Origin of the sequence: Synechococcus sp. CCY 9618, from assembly GCF_019038415.1 — a bacterium.
In the GTDB taxonomy this organism is placed as follows: domain Bacteria; phylum Cyanobacteriota; class Cyanobacteriia; order PCC-6307; family Cyanobiaceae; genus Cyanobium.
This window is the reverse complement of the sequence record NZ_JAFKRG010000040.1, coordinates 1-15,722: the sequence shown is the minus strand read 5'-3', so window position 1 is coordinate 15,722 and position 15,722 is coordinate 1. Positions and strand designations below refer to the sequence as shown.

Below are 15,722 nucleotides of genomic sequence, written 5' to 3'. Positions count from 1 at the left end.
TGCGAATAGAAACCCCTTCCTGATCTAACGTTATAGTTTTATTTCCCTGGACTGTCTTTTTTATTTTTTTAGTCTATCGCATCATTTCTATTTTTCGGTTTGATTTCAGCAGCCTTGTCTACTGATTCACTACCAGTTCATTTCAGGTGAACACAACGGTTTGGTGGCCACTTTCGCCCAAGGAGTGGTGGCGGTGGCCACCGGGATTGGCATCTAGGGCCTCTGCCCCGTCGGCCTCTCGGTCCTGTGCATCTCCTATGGGAGCGAGCTTATTGAAGTGGTGGGCAACAGCGATCTCATCAATGGCGCTTGCCTCGCTACCTGGCTTCGCCGCGAATCCACCTATGGTGTCGCGACCGTGAGGTGACAGTGCGCAGGCAAGGTGGTGCTTCCGGCCTTTGAGGTGACGACACACAATTGGTGGCGATGGGCCTTGAGGCCCTCCCCGATTCCAGTAAAACCATGACTCCCCCAGCCGCAGCCCCGATCTAACCGAGGGCCTGCACCCTCAGCCGCACGGAGGGTGCGGTGGTGTCCTTGCATCACAACGGTTGGGACGATTCCCGCCCGTGCCTCGACCGAAAGGGTCTCGCCCAGGCAATAGGCCTTTGACGGGCCTGATCAGTGCTGGCTCAAGGTGTCCTTTAGAAGGTTGATCCAACCCTCTTGTAGACAACCGCAGACTGGTCTTAAAAACTTTTCGGTGAACAGTGGAAACATATTCGATCTATCGGCAACCTGGTGGCACTACACAACTAACGACCGCCGGAAGCCTTGTTTCCCACTGAGTTAAGTGTGCCTGGCTACTTTGCTGTTCTGGCCGTTGCCAGGCTGAAGTGAGAGAGAAGTATGGTTGATACGCCTGCCTTGAAACTCCCTGACATTGCATCTTCTTGCCTGCTGTCTGCACTGCTGCTGAAAAGGGTCAGTATCCTTTCCGTGCTCATGCTCAGGGGTTGATTCAGGTGTTTACAAGCACTGTGAGTCGCAGCTCCGGGGGATGGATGCGTCGCTTCCGCCGGCTTCAGTTTTCGAGGGTTCTGCCTGCTCTCTCGGCGGAACCCTGCTCCTGGCCGTGGAGAACTCCCTCCCGACCCTTGCCGCTGCTGAACATCTGGCGGGTTTTATCTGGGTTGTGCTGGCGGGTGTGTCATGGTCAACGTTCGGCCTTCCTGCGGTGGCAACCCGGCCACGAATCTCCTCTGTCTGACGATCAATGGTGCGAGTTCCCAGTCGGTGACCGCTTGCTGTCCACCACCTTCGTCCGGGAGCACTCCTGCAAGGCTTGGTGATGGGAATGTGCTGCTGGGGGGCGATGCCCACTTTTATCGAAGCACTGGCAACGACACGGTTCCTGGTGGTCCGTAGAGTCCTGCTTTCTTTATCACTATTGGTACCCGCACGTCCTACGGTCTGGACAACACCACGCAGGTTGCCGATGCATGGGCAACCGAGGCTCTCCCGGATGCTGTTGCGCGCAGCGTGTATATCAGCACGTTCGCGGCTGAGGGTGGCTGCGCTGAAATCACTCTGGTCTCCTGCAGATTAAGTGTCCTTTCCTTCGCCAGCAGTTCCCTTCAGAACCTCGTCGGCATGGGTGGTCTGAACTCCTACGCGATCGCTTCCTTCGGAGACGACATGACCCTTCATTTCAACGGTATGGCCAACGATTTCTTTGTCTTCAATATCTCGAATACATACGTTGCCACCAATATAGGTTGGAATTTCACAGGCAGTGGCCAAGGGGTGACGTTCAACAGTGGAGTCAATGTGCTGGCAACTTTTCTCGTGAACAGCAACACCGCGCCGGAATGTGATGACAGGGGCAATCAACAGGGGCAGTCAATTCAGCCGCGGCACCGTCGCAATGGCCAATGACGCCGATCTGTATGGATCATTGACCGTCATCAATAACAACGACACCTCCCCCATCACCTTCGGCACCAGTGCCTCCAGCAGGCCTGCGATCAACGGTAAACCTTTCAACCCCACCCGCCTCGGGCGTTTCTCCTGGCCCCTGCCTGTGCTCGTGGGGGTGCTTCCTTTGGCTGGACACCCTGGTTGCGTCGCCGGCTGAAGGCATCGGCAGCACCAAAGGCGGCTTTAGGGCGTTCCCTATGGCTGTCACTGGAGCGCATGGTCTGCCCATGCCCTGTGGCAACCTGGGTTTTCTCTCCCTCAGGAGTCGCGGCGGTGACCATCAGAATCGGCATCAATGGGTTCGGTCGTATCGGCCGCCTGGTCTTCCGCATCGCCTGCGGGCGTGAGGACATTGAGGTGGTGGGCATCAACGACCTGATCGATGTCGACTACATCGCCTACATGCTCCGCTACGACTCCACCCATGGCCGCTTCAGCGGTGAGGTGGAGGTCCAGGATGGCGCCCTGGTGGTGAACGGCCGCTCCATCCGCATCAGTGCCGAACGTGACCCATCGAACCTGCGCTGGGGGGATGTGGGCGCTGATGTGGTGCTGGAAGCCACCGGCCTGTTCCTCACCGACGAACGGGCTCGTGCGCACATCACTGCCGGCGCCGGCAAGGTGGTGCTGTCGGCTCCTTCCAAGGACGACACGCCCATGTTCGTGATGGGGGTGAACCACAGCACCTATGCCGGTCAGGACATCGTCTCCAACGCCTCCTGCACCACCAACTGCCTGGCGCCGTTGGCCAAGGTGCTCCACGACAATTTCGGCATCCGCGACGGTCTGATGACCACCGTCCACGCCACCACTGCCACCCAGAAGACGGTGGATGGCCCTTCAGTGAAGGACTGGCGCGGCGGTCGCGGCGCCGGCCAGAACATCATTCCCTCCTCCACCGGCGCCGCCAAGGCCGTGGGCAAGGTGATCCCCGCCCTCAGCGGCAAGCTCACCGGCATGGCCTTCCGCGTCCCCACCCCCAACGTGTCGGTGGTGGATCTCACGGTGAACCTGGAGCGGGGCGCCAGCTACGACGCCATCAAGGCGGCCATGCGGGCCGCCGCCGCCGGTCCGATGGCCGGCATCCTCGGCTACACCGAAGACGCGGTCGTATCGACAGATTTCCTGGGTGAAACCTGCACCTCCGTCTTCGATGCCTCCGCCGGCATCGCCCTCACCGACACCTTCGTCAAGGTGGTGGCCTGGTACGACAACGAATGGGGCTACTCCAGCAAGTGCCTCGACCTGATCCGCCACATCTCCGTCTGAGCCGCGCCGCCCACGTCCCCGGGTCGCCGCTGATTCAGCCCTGGCTGCGCAGCCGGCAGTGGGCCCGCACCAGGGAAGCGCCGATCTCGAGCTGCTGCTGGTTGGCATAGGCCTCCCGTTCCAGCGTCTTCTCCGTCGCGGAGGCTCCGGCGTAGAGGGGGTCATCCAGGTGCATCCGCAGCTCGGGGGCCACCGCCTGGCTCAGCCCCAGCTCTCTGGGAACGGCGCGCAGGCCACCGGCCGCGCAGCTCTGGGCCACGTGAATCGCCTCATGGTTGAGCACCTGGGCGAAGTCCACCGAGCCCTTCGCCACCACCGCCGGCTTGATCCGCAGGGTGCGGGCTCCGTGGTCCCATTCCCCGGCCGCGCCGGTTTTTCTGGGTTCCACCATCTGAACCTGGACCCCGGCCTGCTCCAAGGTGCGCAGCAGGTCGCTGATGGCCCGACGCTCCCTGTCGTGATCCGGCGGGTTCTGGATCAGGGCCTGCAGCTGGGGCACCGTGAGCTCGGGATCCCCGGCCCGGCGCCGATAGAGAAAACGGATGCCGCCTCCCGGCAGAGGTTCAGTGGTGGGAATCCACTGACGGTCGGCCTCCTGGAGGCTCTCGATCAGCCCCCCCTCCAGCAGGGCCATCGGCCGCAGCCGGGGATCGGGTGGCGCTTCGAAGTGATCCAGGATCCGGCTGGTGACCAGCGGCGCCTGGCGGGGCAGGGAACCTGCCCGATCCAGCAGCCCCGGGAAGGCCGCCAGGCCCAGCACCAGGGCGGAAACGCCGGCGGCCAGGCCCCAGGGGGTGCGCCGGCGGCGCTCGCTGTCCAGCAGGCCCCCGCAGCGCCCGCAGCGGGGCAGACCCGTGAAGGGCTGGTGCAGCCGCAGGGGCAGACCTCGGCAGGTGGTGCAGCGGAAGCGGGCCATCGACGAACGAACCTGACCCCAGCATGAAGGCTTCCGTCGGCCGATGGACAGCCGGGGGTCCCGCAGGCGGCTCGAATCGTCGGCGGATCCGCAACCGGCTCCGGCGGTTGCGAGGATCGCTTCCCGTTCATTCCTGCGTCCCGATGCCCCTCCACGCCCTGGTGCGCCAGCTGCAGGCCGCCACCCTCACCGCAGAGGTGAGGGCGCGCTGCTTGCGGCCCGAGCGTCTGCGGCTGAGCGGAGCGGGGCGGCCCGCCAGGGCACTGGTGGCCAGTGCCCTGGCGGGCGTCGACGAGGCCCCTCTGCTGGTGATCGTGCCCAGCCTGGAGGAAGCGGGACGCTGGGCTTCCCTGCTGGAGCTGATGGGCTGGCCCCTCTGCCAGCTCTACCCCACCAGCGAGGGCTCCCCCTACGAGCCCTTCGACCCCACCACGGAGATCACCTGGGGCCAGCTTCAGGTGCTCGCTGAGCTGGTGGAGGGAGCCGGAGATGGCGCGATTGGATCCCCTGGCCGCTTCGCCGTGGTGGCCACCGAACGGGCCCTGCAGCCCCACCTGCCACCGCCCCCTGTGCTGGCCGAACGCTGCCTCACCCTCCGCAAGGGGGATCGGATCGACCTCGAGGATCTGGCCCTCACCCTGGCGGGACTGGGCTACGAGCGGGTGCCGACGATCGAGCAGGAGGGCACCTGGAGTCGCCGGGGCGACATCGTCGATGTCTTCCCGGTCAGCGCCGAACTGCCGGTGCGGCTGGAGCTGTTCGGCGAGGATCTGGAGAAGCTGCGGGAGTTCGATCCCGCCAGCCAGCGCTCCCTCGACGTGGTGGAGAAGGTGCGCCTCACCCCCACCAGCTATGGGCCGCTGGTGGCCGAGGCCCTGCGGCAGCGGATACCCGATGGGCTGGAGCGGCTGCTGGAGCCTGACGCCCTTGACCTCCTGCTGGAGGGCGGCACCCCCGAGGGCATGCGGCGGCTGATGGGCCTGGCCTGGGAACGGCCGGCCTCCCTGCTCGATTACCTGCCCGGCGGCACCCTGGTGGCGGTCGACGGGCGGCGCCAGTGCCTCGCCCATGGCCAGCAGTGGTTCGACCATGCGGCTGAGCATCACCGCGACGTGGTGAATGCCCCTGCCGAGGGCGCTGCTGCGCCTCTTCCCCTGCCGGGGCTGCTGCACCGGCCCATCGCCAAGGCCCTGGCGGAGGTGGAAGCCTTCACCGGCTTCGATCTGGAGGAGCTGCACGAGAGCGACAGCCATCCCAACGCCCTCGACCTGGCCAGCCGGCCGGTGCCGGCCCATCCCAACCAGTTCGGCCGCCTGGCCGATCAGATCAAGGGGCATCTGCGCGAGAAGGCCAAGCTCTGGATCGTGTCCGCCCAGCCCTCGCGGGCGGTGGCGTTGCTGGAGGAGCACGACTGCGTCACCCGTTTCGTGCCCAATGCCCGCGATTTTCCGGCCATTGAGCGGCTGGTGGAGCAGGCCACCCCGGTGGCCCTGAAGTTGCGCGGCACCGCCGAGCTGGAGGGGTTCCAGCTGCCGGCCTGGAAGCTGGTGCTGTTCACCGACCGGGAGATCTTCGGTCAGCACAGCCTGGCGTCCAGCGGCTACGTCCGCCGTCGCCGCAAGGCGGCCAGCCGCACGGTGGATCCGGGCAAGATGCTGCCCGGTGATTTCGTGGTGCACCGCAACCACGGCATCGGCCGCTTCCTGAAACTGGAGAAGCTGGCCCTCGGCGGTGAGTCCCGCGATTACCTGGTGGTGCAGTACGCCGATGGCCTGCTGCGGGTGGCCGCCGACCAGCTGGGCAGCCTGGGCCGTTACCGGGCCAGCAGCGACAGCCCGCCGGAGCTCAACCGCATGGGCGGCACGGCCTGGACCAAGGCCAAGGAGCGGGCCCGCAAGGCGGTGGCGAAGGTAGCCACCGATCTGGTCAAGCTCTACGCCGAGCGCCACCAGGCCCCGGGCTTTGCCTTTCCCCCAGATGGCCCCTGGCAGAGCGAACTGGAGGATTCCTTCCCCTACGACCCCACCCCCGACCAGCTCAAGGCGATCGTGGAGGTGAAGCGTGATATGGAGCGGTCCCAGCCCATGGACCGGCTGGTCTGCGGCGACGTGGGCTTCGGCAAGACCGAGGTGGCGATCCGGGCCATCTTCAAGGCCGTCACGGCCGGCCGCCAATGTGCCCTGCTGGCCCCCACCACCGTGCTGGCCCAGCAGCACTGGCGCACCCTCAGCGAGCGCTTCGCCCCCTATCCGCTCAAGGTGGCCCTGCTCAACCGCTTCCGCACCGCCAGTGAGCGCAGGGCGATCCTTGAGGGGCTGGCCAGCGGTGCCACCGACGTGGTGGTGGGCACCCACCAGCTGCTGGGCAAGGGCACCGGCTTCCGCGACCTTGGGCTGCTGGTGGTGGACGAGGAACAGCGTTTCGGGGTGAATCAGAAGGAGAAGATCAAGGCGCTCAGGAAGGATGTGGACGTCCTGACCCTCTCGGCAACGCCCATCCCCCGCACCCTGTACATGAGCCTCTCGGGGGTGCGGGAGATGAGCCTGATCACCACACCGCCGCCGCTGCGGCGGCCGATCAAGACCCACCTGGCCAGCCTCGATGAGGAGGCGGTGCGCAGCGCCATCCGCCAGGAGCTCGACCGCGGCGGCCAGGTGTTCTACGTGGTGCCGCGGGTGGAGGGGATCGAGGAAGTGGCGGGCCAGCTGCGGGCCATGCTGCCGGGGCTGAAGCTGCAGGTGGCCCACGGCCAGATGCCGGAGGGGGAGCTGGAGAGCGCCATGGTGGCCTTCAACGCCGGTGAGGCCGACGTGATGCTCTGCACCACCATCATCGAATCGGGCCTCGACATCCCACGGGTGAACACGATCCTGGTGGAGGATGCCCACCGCTTCGGCCTGGCCCAGCTCTACCAGCTGCGGGGTCGGGTGGGCCGCAGCGGCATCCAGGCCCACGCCTGGCTCTTCTATCCCGGCGATGCCTCCCTGAGCGAGGCGGCCCGCCAGCGGCTGCGGGCGATCCAGGAGTTCGCCCAGCTGGGCTCCGGCTACCAGCTGGCCATGCGCGACATGGAGATCCGCGGTGTGGGCAACCTGCTGGGGGTGGAGCAGAGCGGCCAGATGGAGGCCATCGGCTTCGACCTCTACATGGAGATGCTGCAGGAGTGCCTGGCGGAGATCCAGGGCCAGGACATCCCGGCGGTGGACGAGACCCAGATCGATCTGCCGGTCACGGCCTTCATTCCTGCCGACTGGATCACCGAGGCCGACGAGAAGATGGCCGCCTACCGGGCCGCCGCCGACTGCGACGGCAAGGGTGCCCTGGTGGAGCTGGCCGCCGGTTGGACCGATCGCTACGGCCCCATCCCCGCCCCGGTGCAGAGTCTGCTGCAGCTGATGGAACTGAAGCTGCTGGCGCGCCGCTGCGGCTTCTCGCGCATCAAGCCGGAGAAGCCCAACATCGCCCTGGAGACGCCCATGGAGGAGCCCGCCTTCCGGCGCCTGCGCCAGGGCCTGCCCCAGCACCTGCACGGCAGGCTGGTGTATCAGGGCGGCTCAGGCAGCACGGCGAAGGTGCTGGCACGGGGGCTGGGGGCCCTCAGCCCTGCCCAGCAGGTGGAGCAGCTGAGCGAATGGCTGACGGCCATGGCCGCCCAGCTGCCGGAGGCCGACGGGCGGAGCGCCGGCGAACGGGAGGCTGAGCAGCGGAACCGCGACGCCGCCGTGCTCGCGGTCTGAGCTGTCCGGATCCTGCTAGGAGATGGTTTCACCCCTTCCTCCCATGGCCGTCGATCTCTCCAGCTACCGGCCGAAGGGCGACAAGCGCAACAGCGCCTTCTTCGAGGAGTTCCTGCCTCGCATCTACGAACGGCGGGTCCGCTCGGGGCTCGAGCAGGTGGTGGGTCCGATGGCGGCCATCGTGATCCAGGTGGACCACGGCAACGCCCTGCCCTACCTGGCCGAGCTCTGCCTCACCACCCCCTACCGCTACCAGGAGTGCTGGCTCAACGCCACCCATCGGATCTATCTGCTCAAGGGTGCCGAGGCCTTCCCGCGGCTGATCGTGCTGGAACCGCTCTCGCTCGATTTCGAGGATGAGATCACCCGCTGGAACGCGATGTATCCCCTCTCCATCGACAAGCCCAATGCCCGTTACATCGGTGAGGTTTACCAGGTGAGCTCCTGTGCCGATCTGCGGGCGATCCTCGAACCCCAGAACATCCGCTTCGCCTACCCGGGCGAAACCGTCAATCCTTTCTATGCCTCGGAGCACCTCTGCTTCACCTTCCTCTCCGACTACACCTACAACCGGGTCGGATATGTCGAGCGGCCGCTGGACGGCCTGGCGACGCTCGACCTGGGCGACCGGATTCTCCTGGATGAGGAGGCCCTCCAGCCCCTTCACGACGCTGCCCAGCGCTACCGCGACCACGGGCTGGAGGGCAGGATCCTCGGCATCGACCATCTGGCCACCCGTGTGCTGGCCGGGGAGCGGGAGGACGCGATTCTCGAGTATCTGACGATGGTTCCTTACTACTACTGGGGCTCCTACGACATTGTCGAGATGAATTCCTCGACCAACGTCACCCGCCATCCCACGGTGAGCGATGACAAGCTCTCACCGGCCCGGGTGTTCACTGCCAACAACACCCCGTCCTACCTGAATTCCCTCTTCAATCTGCCCATGCCCACCGAAGACTTCGTGCGCAACTTCGGGCGGCGCATGCATCACATCGCCTACGAGGTGGCCGACGGTGACGTGAACGGCGAAAAGAATGTGGATGTGGTGGTGAAGACGCTCCGTCAGCTGGGGGTTTCCTTCCTGGCGGACATCGTGGGGGAGTGCGGTGACCAGCCGAACCTGCGTCAGATCTTCTCGAAGAGTTCTCCTTACTCCCTGCTGATCACCGAATACGTGGAGCGCTGCATGGGCTACGACGGCTTCTTCACGCGACAGAACGTGGCCGCCCTCACCGAAGCTGCGGGCCTTGAGGAGCGCTACGAGCACGGCCACGTTTTTGACTGAGTCGGAGCGCCCTTCATGGGACCGGGCCCCAACCATGAGAATTTTCGTTAAGGTAGCTACATCTTTCGTAACGAGACGCCATGGGTGAGCTGATCGAGGTGTCGGGTGCCGTACAGAACCCCATGCTGCTCCCAGCCCTGCTCAGCGTCCTCGGCATCGGCTGCTTCGCCCTGCTTCAGGGGGATGCAGGCAACAACGACGATGACGACTCCTCTCCCGGCGGTGGGCTGATGCAACCGGTGGCCTGAAGCGACGCCTCCGGTCCAGTCAGTGCAGTGCCCTTTGATCAGCAGCTTGCTGGGCCTGCCAGGCCGCCGGCATCAGCACCAGGAACAGCAGCCACCAGGCGGTGATCACCACGGTGACACCAGCGCTGATCCACCAGAGGTGGAACATCCACCAACTTGTTCCGATGACGCCCAGACCGGTGAGCAGGATGCTCCATGGCTGGCACCACCAGGGCTTCTGATTCCAGACTGAACCCGTTCCCGGAGCGCCGGCATCCTCTCCGCTGGCTTCAGGGCTTGGCAAGGGCTGCCGGCAGGTTGGTGGTGGCGGGTTGGAAGGCTTTCTGCACAACGGCCGCAGCCTGGAGCTGCTTGCGCAGGGTGGATTCGGCCACCCGGTACTGGCTGTCCCGGTTGGTGCCGATGTCCTCGAGCTTGAGCCGCTGAACCTCCAGCTCGGTCATCTTCACCGGCACGTCCGGATCGATGCCGTGCTTGTGGATGTCCCGGTTGCGGGGAGTGAGGTACTTGGCAATGGTGACCGTCATGCCGGACCCGTCGGACAGGCCGCGCACGGACTGCACCAGCCCCTTGCCGAAGGTCTTCTGGCCCACCAGCACAGCCCGGTTGTTGTCCTGAAGGGCACCGGAAAGAATCTCGCTGGCGCTCGCCGAACCTTCATTGACCAGCACCACCATGGGCTTGGTGGTGAGGGCCTGGCCCGTGGCCCGCTTCACGTCCTGGATGCCGTCGCGGGTCTTGGTGGAGACGATGATCCCCTCGTTGATCCACTGACGGGCAATCTCCACGCTCGCCACCAGCAATCCACCGGGATTGCTGCGCAGGTCGAGCACGTAGCCCTTGACCCCCTGGGCCTCCAGATCCTTCACCGCGGCCCGCATGTCCTTGGTGGCGGTGGCGCTGAACTGCTTGAGGCGGATATAGCCGACCTTGGTTCCGTCGGGGGCGGTGTTGACCTGATGGTTGACCGCGTGGATCTCGATCAGCTCCCGGGTGAGGGGGGTGTCGATGTTCTGGTCCTTGCGTCGCAGCACCAGGGTCACGGTGGTGCCGGCCTTGCCGCGGATCAGCTTGACCGCATCCTCCGTGCTCATCCCCTTGGTGCTCTTGCCGTCGATCGAAAGGATCACGTCCTTCGGCTGCACCCCGGCCCGGGAGGCGGGTGAGCCTTCGATCGGCGAGACGACCACCAGCTCCTTGGTCTCCTTGTCGACGCTCAGCTGGATGCCCACCCCGGAGAGCTCCCCGGAGGTGTCGATCTGCATCTCCTTGAATTCCCGCGGATCCAGGAAGCGGGTGTAGGGGTCGTCGAGGGTGCCCAGCATGCCCCGGATGCCCTCGTAGGCATCCTTGGGGGTGGAGTAGCTCTTGGCCAGCACGCTGCGTCGCAGCTTGCGCCACTGGTCCGGGGTGTACTTGCCGGTGGTGTCCAGATAGTCCCGGAAGACGATCTGCCAGGCCTGGTCCATCACCTCCTTGGGGCTGTCGCTGATCGTCACGCTTCCGGTGGGGGACAGCGCCATTTCCCGGGCCATGACCGCCGTGGCGGCACAGGCACCAAGACCAACAAGCACCACGATGGTGGCGCGACCTCTTCCCATGGACGGGGATCCTCGAGGAGTCAGGAACGTCGTTCCAACGTAGCGCCCATGGATCGGTTCGGTTCCCCGTTCAGGGGTCGACCCAGCGACCGTCCTCCTTGATCAGGGCGATCAGCGCCTCCACCCCTTCGGCCTCAGGCACCCGACGGATCTCCTCCCGGCCCCGGTAGAGGGAGATGGTGCCCGGGGTCTTGCCCACGTAGCCGTAGTCGGCGTCGGCCATCTCGCCGGGGCCGTTGACGATGCAGCCCATCACGGCGATGTCCAGGCCGGTGAGGTGGGCGGTGGCGTCGCGCACCGTGTGCAGCACCTCCTCCAGGTTGAACAGGGTGCGGCCGCAGCTCGGGCAGGCCACGTACTCCACCATCGTCTTGCGCAGCCCCATGGCCTGCAGGATCGAGTAGCAGACCGGGATCTCCTTCTCCGGCGCCTCGGTGAGCGACACCCGGATCGTGTCACCCAGTCCTTCGGCCAGCAGGGTGGCGATGCCGGCGGTGCTCTTGATGCGGCCGTAGTCGCCGTCGCCCGCTTCGGTCACCCCCAGGTGCAGGGGGTAGGGGAAGCCCTCGGCATCCATCCGGAAAGCCATCATCCGGTAGGCCGCCAGCATCACCGGGGCCCGCGAGGCCTTCATCGACACGACGATGTTGTGGAAGTCGAGACGGTCGCAGATGCGGATGAATTCCATCGCCGACTCCACCATCCCCAGGGGGGTGTCGCCGTAGGTGAACAGCATCCGCTCCGCCAGGGAGCCGTGGTTGACGCCGATACGCAGCCCCTTGTCCTGCTCCCGCAACAGGCTCACCAGCGGTTCGAGGGTGGCCTGGATGCGCTCGCCGATCGCCGCCACCTCCTCCTCGCTGAAGCCGGTGCGGTTCGGGTCCGGCTTGTCGAAGACATAGAGGCCGGGGTTGATCCGCACCTTGTCGACGTGCTGGGCCACCTCCAGGGCGATCTTCATGCCGTTGTGGTGCACGTCGGCCACCAGGGGCACCGGCCGGTAGCTGTCCTCCAGCCGCTGGCGGATCTCCTTGACCGCCTTGGCGTGGGCCAGGCTCGGCACCGTGAGCCGCACGATCTCGCAGCCCGCCTCATGCAGGCGGCGGATGCCGGCGGTGGCCCCCTCCACGTCGAGGGTGTCCTCGTTGATCATGGACTGCACCACCACCGGGTGCTCGCTGCCCACCCACACTTCGCCGACGCGGACGCTGCGGGTCGGGCGGCGTCGGATCACCGTGTCGAAGCGGGGATCGCTGGCCCAGTCCGGGGGGAGAACCTGGCCGGCGCCGGGGGCCAAAGGGGCACTGGGGGCCTGGGCGGCGGTCATCGCGGCGGCACTGCTGATCTGGCCAAACCTTGGCACACCCGCCCTCCGGGCCGCCGGACGCCCGCTCAGCCGGGCAGCGCTTCCGCCCCCGTGGCGATGGCCTCGAGTCTGCGGTGCACCTCCTGGAGGTCCTGCCAGGTGAGCCATTTGGGGCTTCCCTGCTGCCGGGAGGGATTGCGCAGCAGGTAAGAGGGATGGAACACCGGCATCATCCAGCGGCCCTCCCAGGGATGCCACTGGCCCCGCAGCCTGGAGATGCCGCCCCGGATGCCCAGCACCCCCTCCAGGGCCGTCGCCCCCGCCAGCAGCACGACGGCGGGATTCACCGCCGCGATCTGGGTGGCCAGCCAGGGTGCGCAGGCCTGCATCTCCTGGGCCGTCGGCTTGCGGTTGTCCGGCGGCCGGCACTTCACCACATTGCAGATGTAGGCATCGGCATTGCTGTCCAGCCCCACGCTGGCGAGCATCTGGTCGAGCAGCTGGCCGGCCCGGCCCACGAAGGGCAGGCCCGTGGCGTCCTCCTGGGCGCCGGGCCCTTCGCCGATCACCATCAGGCGGGCCTTCGGGTCGCCGCGGCTGATCACCACCTGCTGGCGAGCGGCCGCCAGACCGCAGCGGCGACAGGCCTCGCACTGCTGCCGCAGGCCGACCAGGTCGGCGGTCGGCTCCGGCGTGGCGAACAGGGACGCTTGCGGGGAATCACCGGCCATCCCCCCATCCTCGGCCATGCGGATGGCGGCTCCGCCGACAGCAGTGCATCAACCGGTGCCGATGGCCCCCGGGTGCACCGAAGCTGCAGGGGCATGGGGCAAGATGTCGGAATTGCCCAAGGCCCCTCCCGCTGGTGCCCGCCCCCCCCATGCCGGCCCTGTTGACGCTCTCCGCCCGGGCGCAGGCGCTGCAGCCATCGCTCACGCTCGCCATCACCGCCCAGGCCCGCGAGCTGCGCCGCCAGGGCAGGGACATCTGCAGCCTGAGCGCCGGAGAGCCCGATTTCGATACGCCGGCCTTCATCCGGGAGGCGGCCACCCGGGCCCTGGAGGAGGGCCACACCCGCTACGGGCCGGTGGCCGGTGAACCGGAGCTGCGTGAGGCGATCGCCGCCAAGCTGGGCCAGGAGAACGGCGTCGCCACCAGGGCCGATCAGGTGCTGGTCACCAACGGCGGCAAGCAGGCTCTCTACAACCTGTTTCAGGTTCTGCTCGATCCGGGTGATGAGGTGCTGCTGCCGGCGCCCTACTGGCTGAGCTATCCGGAAATGGCCCATCTGGCCGGTGCGGTTGTGCGCCGTCTCCCCACCGACGCCAGCGGTGGCTTCCGCTTCAGCCCTGAGCAGCTGGAGGCGGCGATCACGCCGGCCAGCCGACTGCTGGTGCTCAACAGCCCCTCCAATCCCACCGGCATGGTGCTCAGCCGCACCGAGCTGGAGGCGATCGCCACCGTGCTGCGCCGCCATCCCGACCTGTCGGTGGTGTGCGACGAGATCTACGAGATGCTGCTCTCCCCGGGCCATGTCCACCACAGCCTGGCGGCGGTGGCGCCGGACCTGGCGGAGAGGATCTTTATCGTCAATGGGTTCGCCAAGGGCTGGGCGATGACGGGTTGGCGCATCGGCTGGCTGGCGGGGGCCCGGCACGTGGTGGCCGCCGCCAGCGCCCTGCAGAGCCAGAGCACCAGCAATGTCTGCAGCTTCGCCCAGTACGGCGCCCTGGCGGCCGTCAGCGGCCCGCGGGACTGCGTGCGGGAGATGGCGGCGGAGTTCAGCCGCCGCCGTGCGCGTCTCACCGACGGGTTGATGGCCGTTCCCGGGCTCGAACTGCTGGCTCCGGAGGGGGCTTTCTACGCCTTCCCGGACGTGAGTGCCTGGGGACTGGATTCGATGACCCTCTGCCACCGCCTGCTGGAGGAGGTGGGTCTGGCGGTGGTGCCCGGGGTCGCCTTCGGTGACGACCGCTGCATCCGCCTCTCCTGTGCCGCTTCCCCTGCCACGATCGATGACGGGCTGGCTCGGCTGCGGCGTTTCGGCCAGAGCCTCTGATTCCCCGGCCCTGGTGCCACATTCGGCCGGTGGGGGAAGATCGCTGCATCCCGATCCCGCCCATGCAGGTTGCCAAGAAGCTGGTCGTGCTGGGCGACAGCGGGGTCTACGGCTCGGGAGATCCGGACCAGGGGGGCTGGTGCGAGCGGCTGCGACGCCACTGGATGGCCCTGCCCCAGGGGCCTGTGCTCTATGGCCTCGGGGTGCGGGGCGACGGCCTGGAGCGGCTGGCGGCCCGCTGCGAAGCGGAAGTGGTCTGCCGCGGGGAACTGCGCCGCGCCAGACCCCAGGGGATTCTCCTGTCGATCGGTCTCAACGACACAGCCCGGGTGGGTCGCCCCGACGGACGCCACCAGCTGGCCCCTGAGGCCTTCCTGTTCGGTCTGCAGCAGCTGCTGCCACGGCTTCAGGCCATCGCCCCGGTGCTGGTGCTGGGCCTCACGCCGGTGGATGAGGCCGTGATGCCCTTCGCCGACATGCTCTGGTACGACCTGGCCACCGTGCGCCGCTACGAGGGCCTGCTGGAGGAGGCCTGCATGGAGGCCGATCTGCCCTTTCTGCCGCTGCTCGATGATCTGCTGGCCGACACCCACTGGCTGCACTGGCTCTGCAGCGATGGCCTGCATCTCAACGGCGACGGCCACGGCCAGGTTTATGGGCGCCTGCGCCAGTGGCCGGCGCTGCTCCACTGGGCTGAACTCGAGCCCCATGCCGCCGTATCCCTGGCCCCCTGAAGCGGTCGCTGCCACGTCAGAGCGTCGATCGGATCACCCGATGGGGTGAAGCTCTCTCCTTCGAAGGAGTGATCCCCCTGGGGCTGGATGGGTCGAGCCTGAAAGAACGCACCCCACAGGAATGGATGCCGTGGATCGCCCTCCGCCCCCTCCCCCCGCACCCCCGCCCCTGGTGACCCACCGGAGCCCTGCTCTGCCGGAACGTTGCCAGGACTGCGAAACGAATCCGGAGGCGGTGGTCGATCGGCGCCTGCGCAACCGGCGCCGGCTGCGGGCCTATGCCGATGCCCCCGATCCCGAGACCCGGCTGCGCTGGCGCAATCTCCTGGTGGAGGACAACCTGCCGCTGGTCTTCGCCATCGCCGGCCGCCAGAGCCGCGAGGCCGGCCTGGGCTTCGAGGATCTGGCCCAGGTGGGCAGCCTTGGACTGATCCGGGCCGTGGAGGCCTTCGACACCGCCCGCAACGTCAGTCTCAGCAGTTTTGCGGTGCCGTACATCCAGGGCGCCATGCGGCGGGAACGGCGGGACCGCCAGCCGATGGTGCGCATTCCCCGTCCCCTCTGGGACCTGCACCAGCAGGTGCTGGCGCTGCAGGAGAAGCGCCGCCGCCAGGGGCTCCAGCCCCTGGAGGCGGCTGCTCTGG

Annotated in this window: 14 protein-coding genes; 9 read left to right on the top strand and 5 right to left on the bottom strand. The window is 66.8% G+C overall.

What is annotated here, in order from left to right; all coding sequences use genetic code 11:
- Positions 1-1,482 precede the first annotated feature (1,482 nt).
- From KUG41_RS09255 to gap, 3 genes are all read left to right on the top strand, one after another.
- Positions 1,483-1,878: a hypothetical protein gene (locus tag KUG41_RS09255; protein ID WP_216903463.1), complete on the top strand. Its 396-nt coding sequence runs from the start codon at positions 1,483-1,485 to the stop codon at positions 1,876-1,878.
- Positions 1,868-2,077, top strand: a complete 210-nt coding sequence (locus tag KUG41_RS09250) for a hypothetical protein (protein WP_216903461.1) — start codon at positions 1,868-1,870, stop codon at positions 2,075-2,077. Before KUG41_RS09255 ends, KUG41_RS09250 begins: the two co-directional genes overlap by 11 nt.
- Positions 2,078-2,193: 116 nt before the next feature.
- Positions 2,194-3,189 carry a type I glyceraldehyde-3-phosphate dehydrogenase gene (gene gap, locus KUG41_RS09245; RefSeq protein ID WP_216903459.1) on the top strand — a complete coding sequence of 332 codons (996 nt, stop codon included), beginning with the start codon at positions 2,194-2,196 and terminating at the stop codon, positions 3,187-3,189.
- Positions 3,190-3,223: 34 nt separating this feature from the next.
- Here the strand turns inward: gap and KUG41_RS09240 are convergent, their stop codons facing one another.
- Complete coding sequence (locus KUG41_RS09240) at positions 3,224-4,105, bottom strand: hypothetical protein (protein WP_216903456.1); 882 nt, start codon at positions 4,103-4,105, stop codon at positions 3,224-3,226.
- A gap of 143 nt (positions 4,106-4,248) precedes the next feature.
- On the opposite strand from KUG41_RS09240, the gene mfd reads away from it, so the two are divergent.
- The 3 genes from mfd to KUG41_RS09225 all read left to right on the top strand — a co-directional run bounded on the left by mfd (position 4,249) and on the right by KUG41_RS09225 (position 9,378).
- On the top strand, positions 4,249-7,842 hold the full coding sequence (mfd, locus tag KUG41_RS09235) for a transcription-repair coupling factor (RefSeq protein ID WP_216903454.1): 3,594 nt from the start codon (positions 4,249-4,251) through the stop codon (positions 7,840-7,842).
- Between the two features lie 43 nt (positions 7,843-7,885).
- Positions 7,886-9,130: a hypothetical protein gene (locus KUG41_RS09230; protein WP_216903452.1), complete on the top strand. Its 1,245-nt coding sequence runs from the start codon at positions 7,886-7,888 to the stop codon at positions 9,128-9,130.
- Positions 9,131-9,210: 80 nt separating this feature from the next.
- Positions 9,211-9,378 carry a hypothetical protein gene (locus tag KUG41_RS09225; RefSeq protein WP_216903450.1) on the top strand — a complete coding sequence of 56 codons (168 nt, stop codon included), beginning with the start codon at positions 9,211-9,213 and terminating at the stop codon, positions 9,376-9,378.
- Positions 9,379-9,397: 19 nt separating this feature from the next.
- Here the strand turns inward: KUG41_RS09225 and KUG41_RS09220 are convergent, their stop codons facing one another.
- The 4 genes from KUG41_RS09220 to KUG41_RS09205 form a co-directional block, all read right to left on the bottom strand.
- The gene (locus tag KUG41_RS09220; protein WP_216903448.1) at positions 9,398-9,661 is read right to left on the bottom strand and encodes a DUF6737 family protein; all 264 of its coding nucleotides are present in this window, start codon (positions 9,659-9,661) and stop codon (positions 9,398-9,400) included.
- Positions 9,648-10,979, bottom strand: coding sequence for a S41 family peptidase (locus KUG41_RS09215; protein ID WP_216903446.1), 1,332 nt, complete (start codon positions 10,977-10,979; stop codon positions 9,648-9,650). The genes KUG41_RS09220 and KUG41_RS09215 overlap by 14 nt, the downstream gene beginning before the upstream one ends.
- Positions 10,980-11,049: 70 nt before the next feature.
- Positions 11,050-12,306 carry a (E)-4-hydroxy-3-methylbut-2-enyl-diphosphate synthase gene (gene ispG / locus KUG41_RS09210; RefSeq protein ID WP_254217065.1) on the bottom strand — a complete coding sequence of 419 codons (1,257 nt, stop codon included), beginning with the start codon at positions 12,304-12,306 and terminating at the stop codon, positions 11,050-11,052.
- Positions 12,307-12,371: 65 nt separating this feature from the next.
- Positions 12,372-13,016 carry a uracil-DNA glycosylase family protein gene (locus tag KUG41_RS09205; protein WP_216903444.1) on the bottom strand — a complete coding sequence of 215 codons (645 nt, stop codon included), beginning with the start codon at positions 13,014-13,016 and terminating at the stop codon, positions 12,372-12,374.
- Positions 13,017-13,165: 149 nt separating this feature from the next.
- Here KUG41_RS09205 and KUG41_RS09200 point away from each other — a divergent pair, with 149 nt between their 5' ends.
- The 3 genes from KUG41_RS09200 to KUG41_RS09190 all read left to right on the top strand — a co-directional run.
- The gene (locus KUG41_RS09200) at positions 13,166-14,344 is read left to right on the top strand and encodes a pyridoxal phosphate-dependent aminotransferase (protein WP_216903639.1); all 1,179 of its coding nucleotides are present in this window, start codon (positions 13,166-13,168) and stop codon (positions 14,342-14,344) included.
- Positions 14,345-14,406: 62 nt separating this feature from the next.
- On the top strand, positions 14,407-15,078 hold the full coding sequence (locus tag KUG41_RS09195) for a GDSL-type esterase/lipase family protein (protein ID WP_216903442.1): 672 nt from the start codon (positions 14,407-14,409) through the stop codon (positions 15,076-15,078).
- A 130-nt stretch (positions 15,079-15,208) separates the two neighbouring features.
- A partial coding sequence (locus KUG41_RS09190) for a sigma factor (RefSeq protein ID WP_371734098.1) occupies positions 15,209-15,722 on the top strand: 514 nt, incomplete at its 3' end.

What these genes read in the sequence shown, in the direction of transcription:
- KUG41_RS09250 (WP_216903461.1), top strand. Translation starts at nt 1,868, where the DNA reads ATGGCCAATGACGCCGATCTGTATGGATCATTGACCGTCATCAATAAC.
- KUG41_RS09240 (WP_216903456.1), bottom strand. Translation starts at nt 4,105, where the DNA reads ATGGCCCGCTTCCGCTGCACCACCTGCCGAGGTCTGCCCCTGCGGCTG.
- mfd (WP_216903454.1), top strand. Translation starts at nt 4,249, where the DNA reads ATGCCCCTCCACGCCCTGGTGCGCCAGCTGCAGGCCGCCACCCTCACC.
- KUG41_RS09230 (WP_216903452.1), top strand. Translation starts at nt 7,886, where the DNA reads ATGGCCGTCGATCTCTCCAGCTACCGGCCGAAGGGCGACAAGCGCAAC.
- KUG41_RS09225 (WP_216903450.1), top strand. Translation starts at nt 9,211, where the DNA reads ATGGGTGAGCTGATCGAGGTGTCGGGTGCCGTACAGAACCCCATGCTG.
- KUG41_RS09215 (WP_216903446.1), bottom strand. Translation starts at nt 10,979, where the DNA reads ATGGGAAGAGGTCGCGCCACCATCGTGGTGCTTGTTGGTCTTGGTGCC.
- ispG (WP_254217065.1), bottom strand. Translation starts at nt 12,306, where the DNA reads ATGACCGCCGCCCAGGCCCCCAGTGCCCCTTTGGCCCCCGGCGCCGGC.
- KUG41_RS09205 (WP_216903444.1), bottom strand. Translation starts at nt 13,016, where the DNA reads ATGGCCGGTGATTCCCCGCAAGCGTCCCTGTTCGCCACGCCGGAGCCG.
- KUG41_RS09200 (WP_216903639.1), top strand. Translation starts at nt 13,166, where the DNA reads ATGCCGGCCCTGTTGACGCTCTCCGCCCGGGCGCAGGCGCTGCAGCCA.
- KUG41_RS09195 (WP_216903442.1), top strand. Translation starts at nt 14,407, where the DNA reads ATGCAGGTTGCCAAGAAGCTGGTCGTGCTGGGCGACAGCGGGGTCTAC.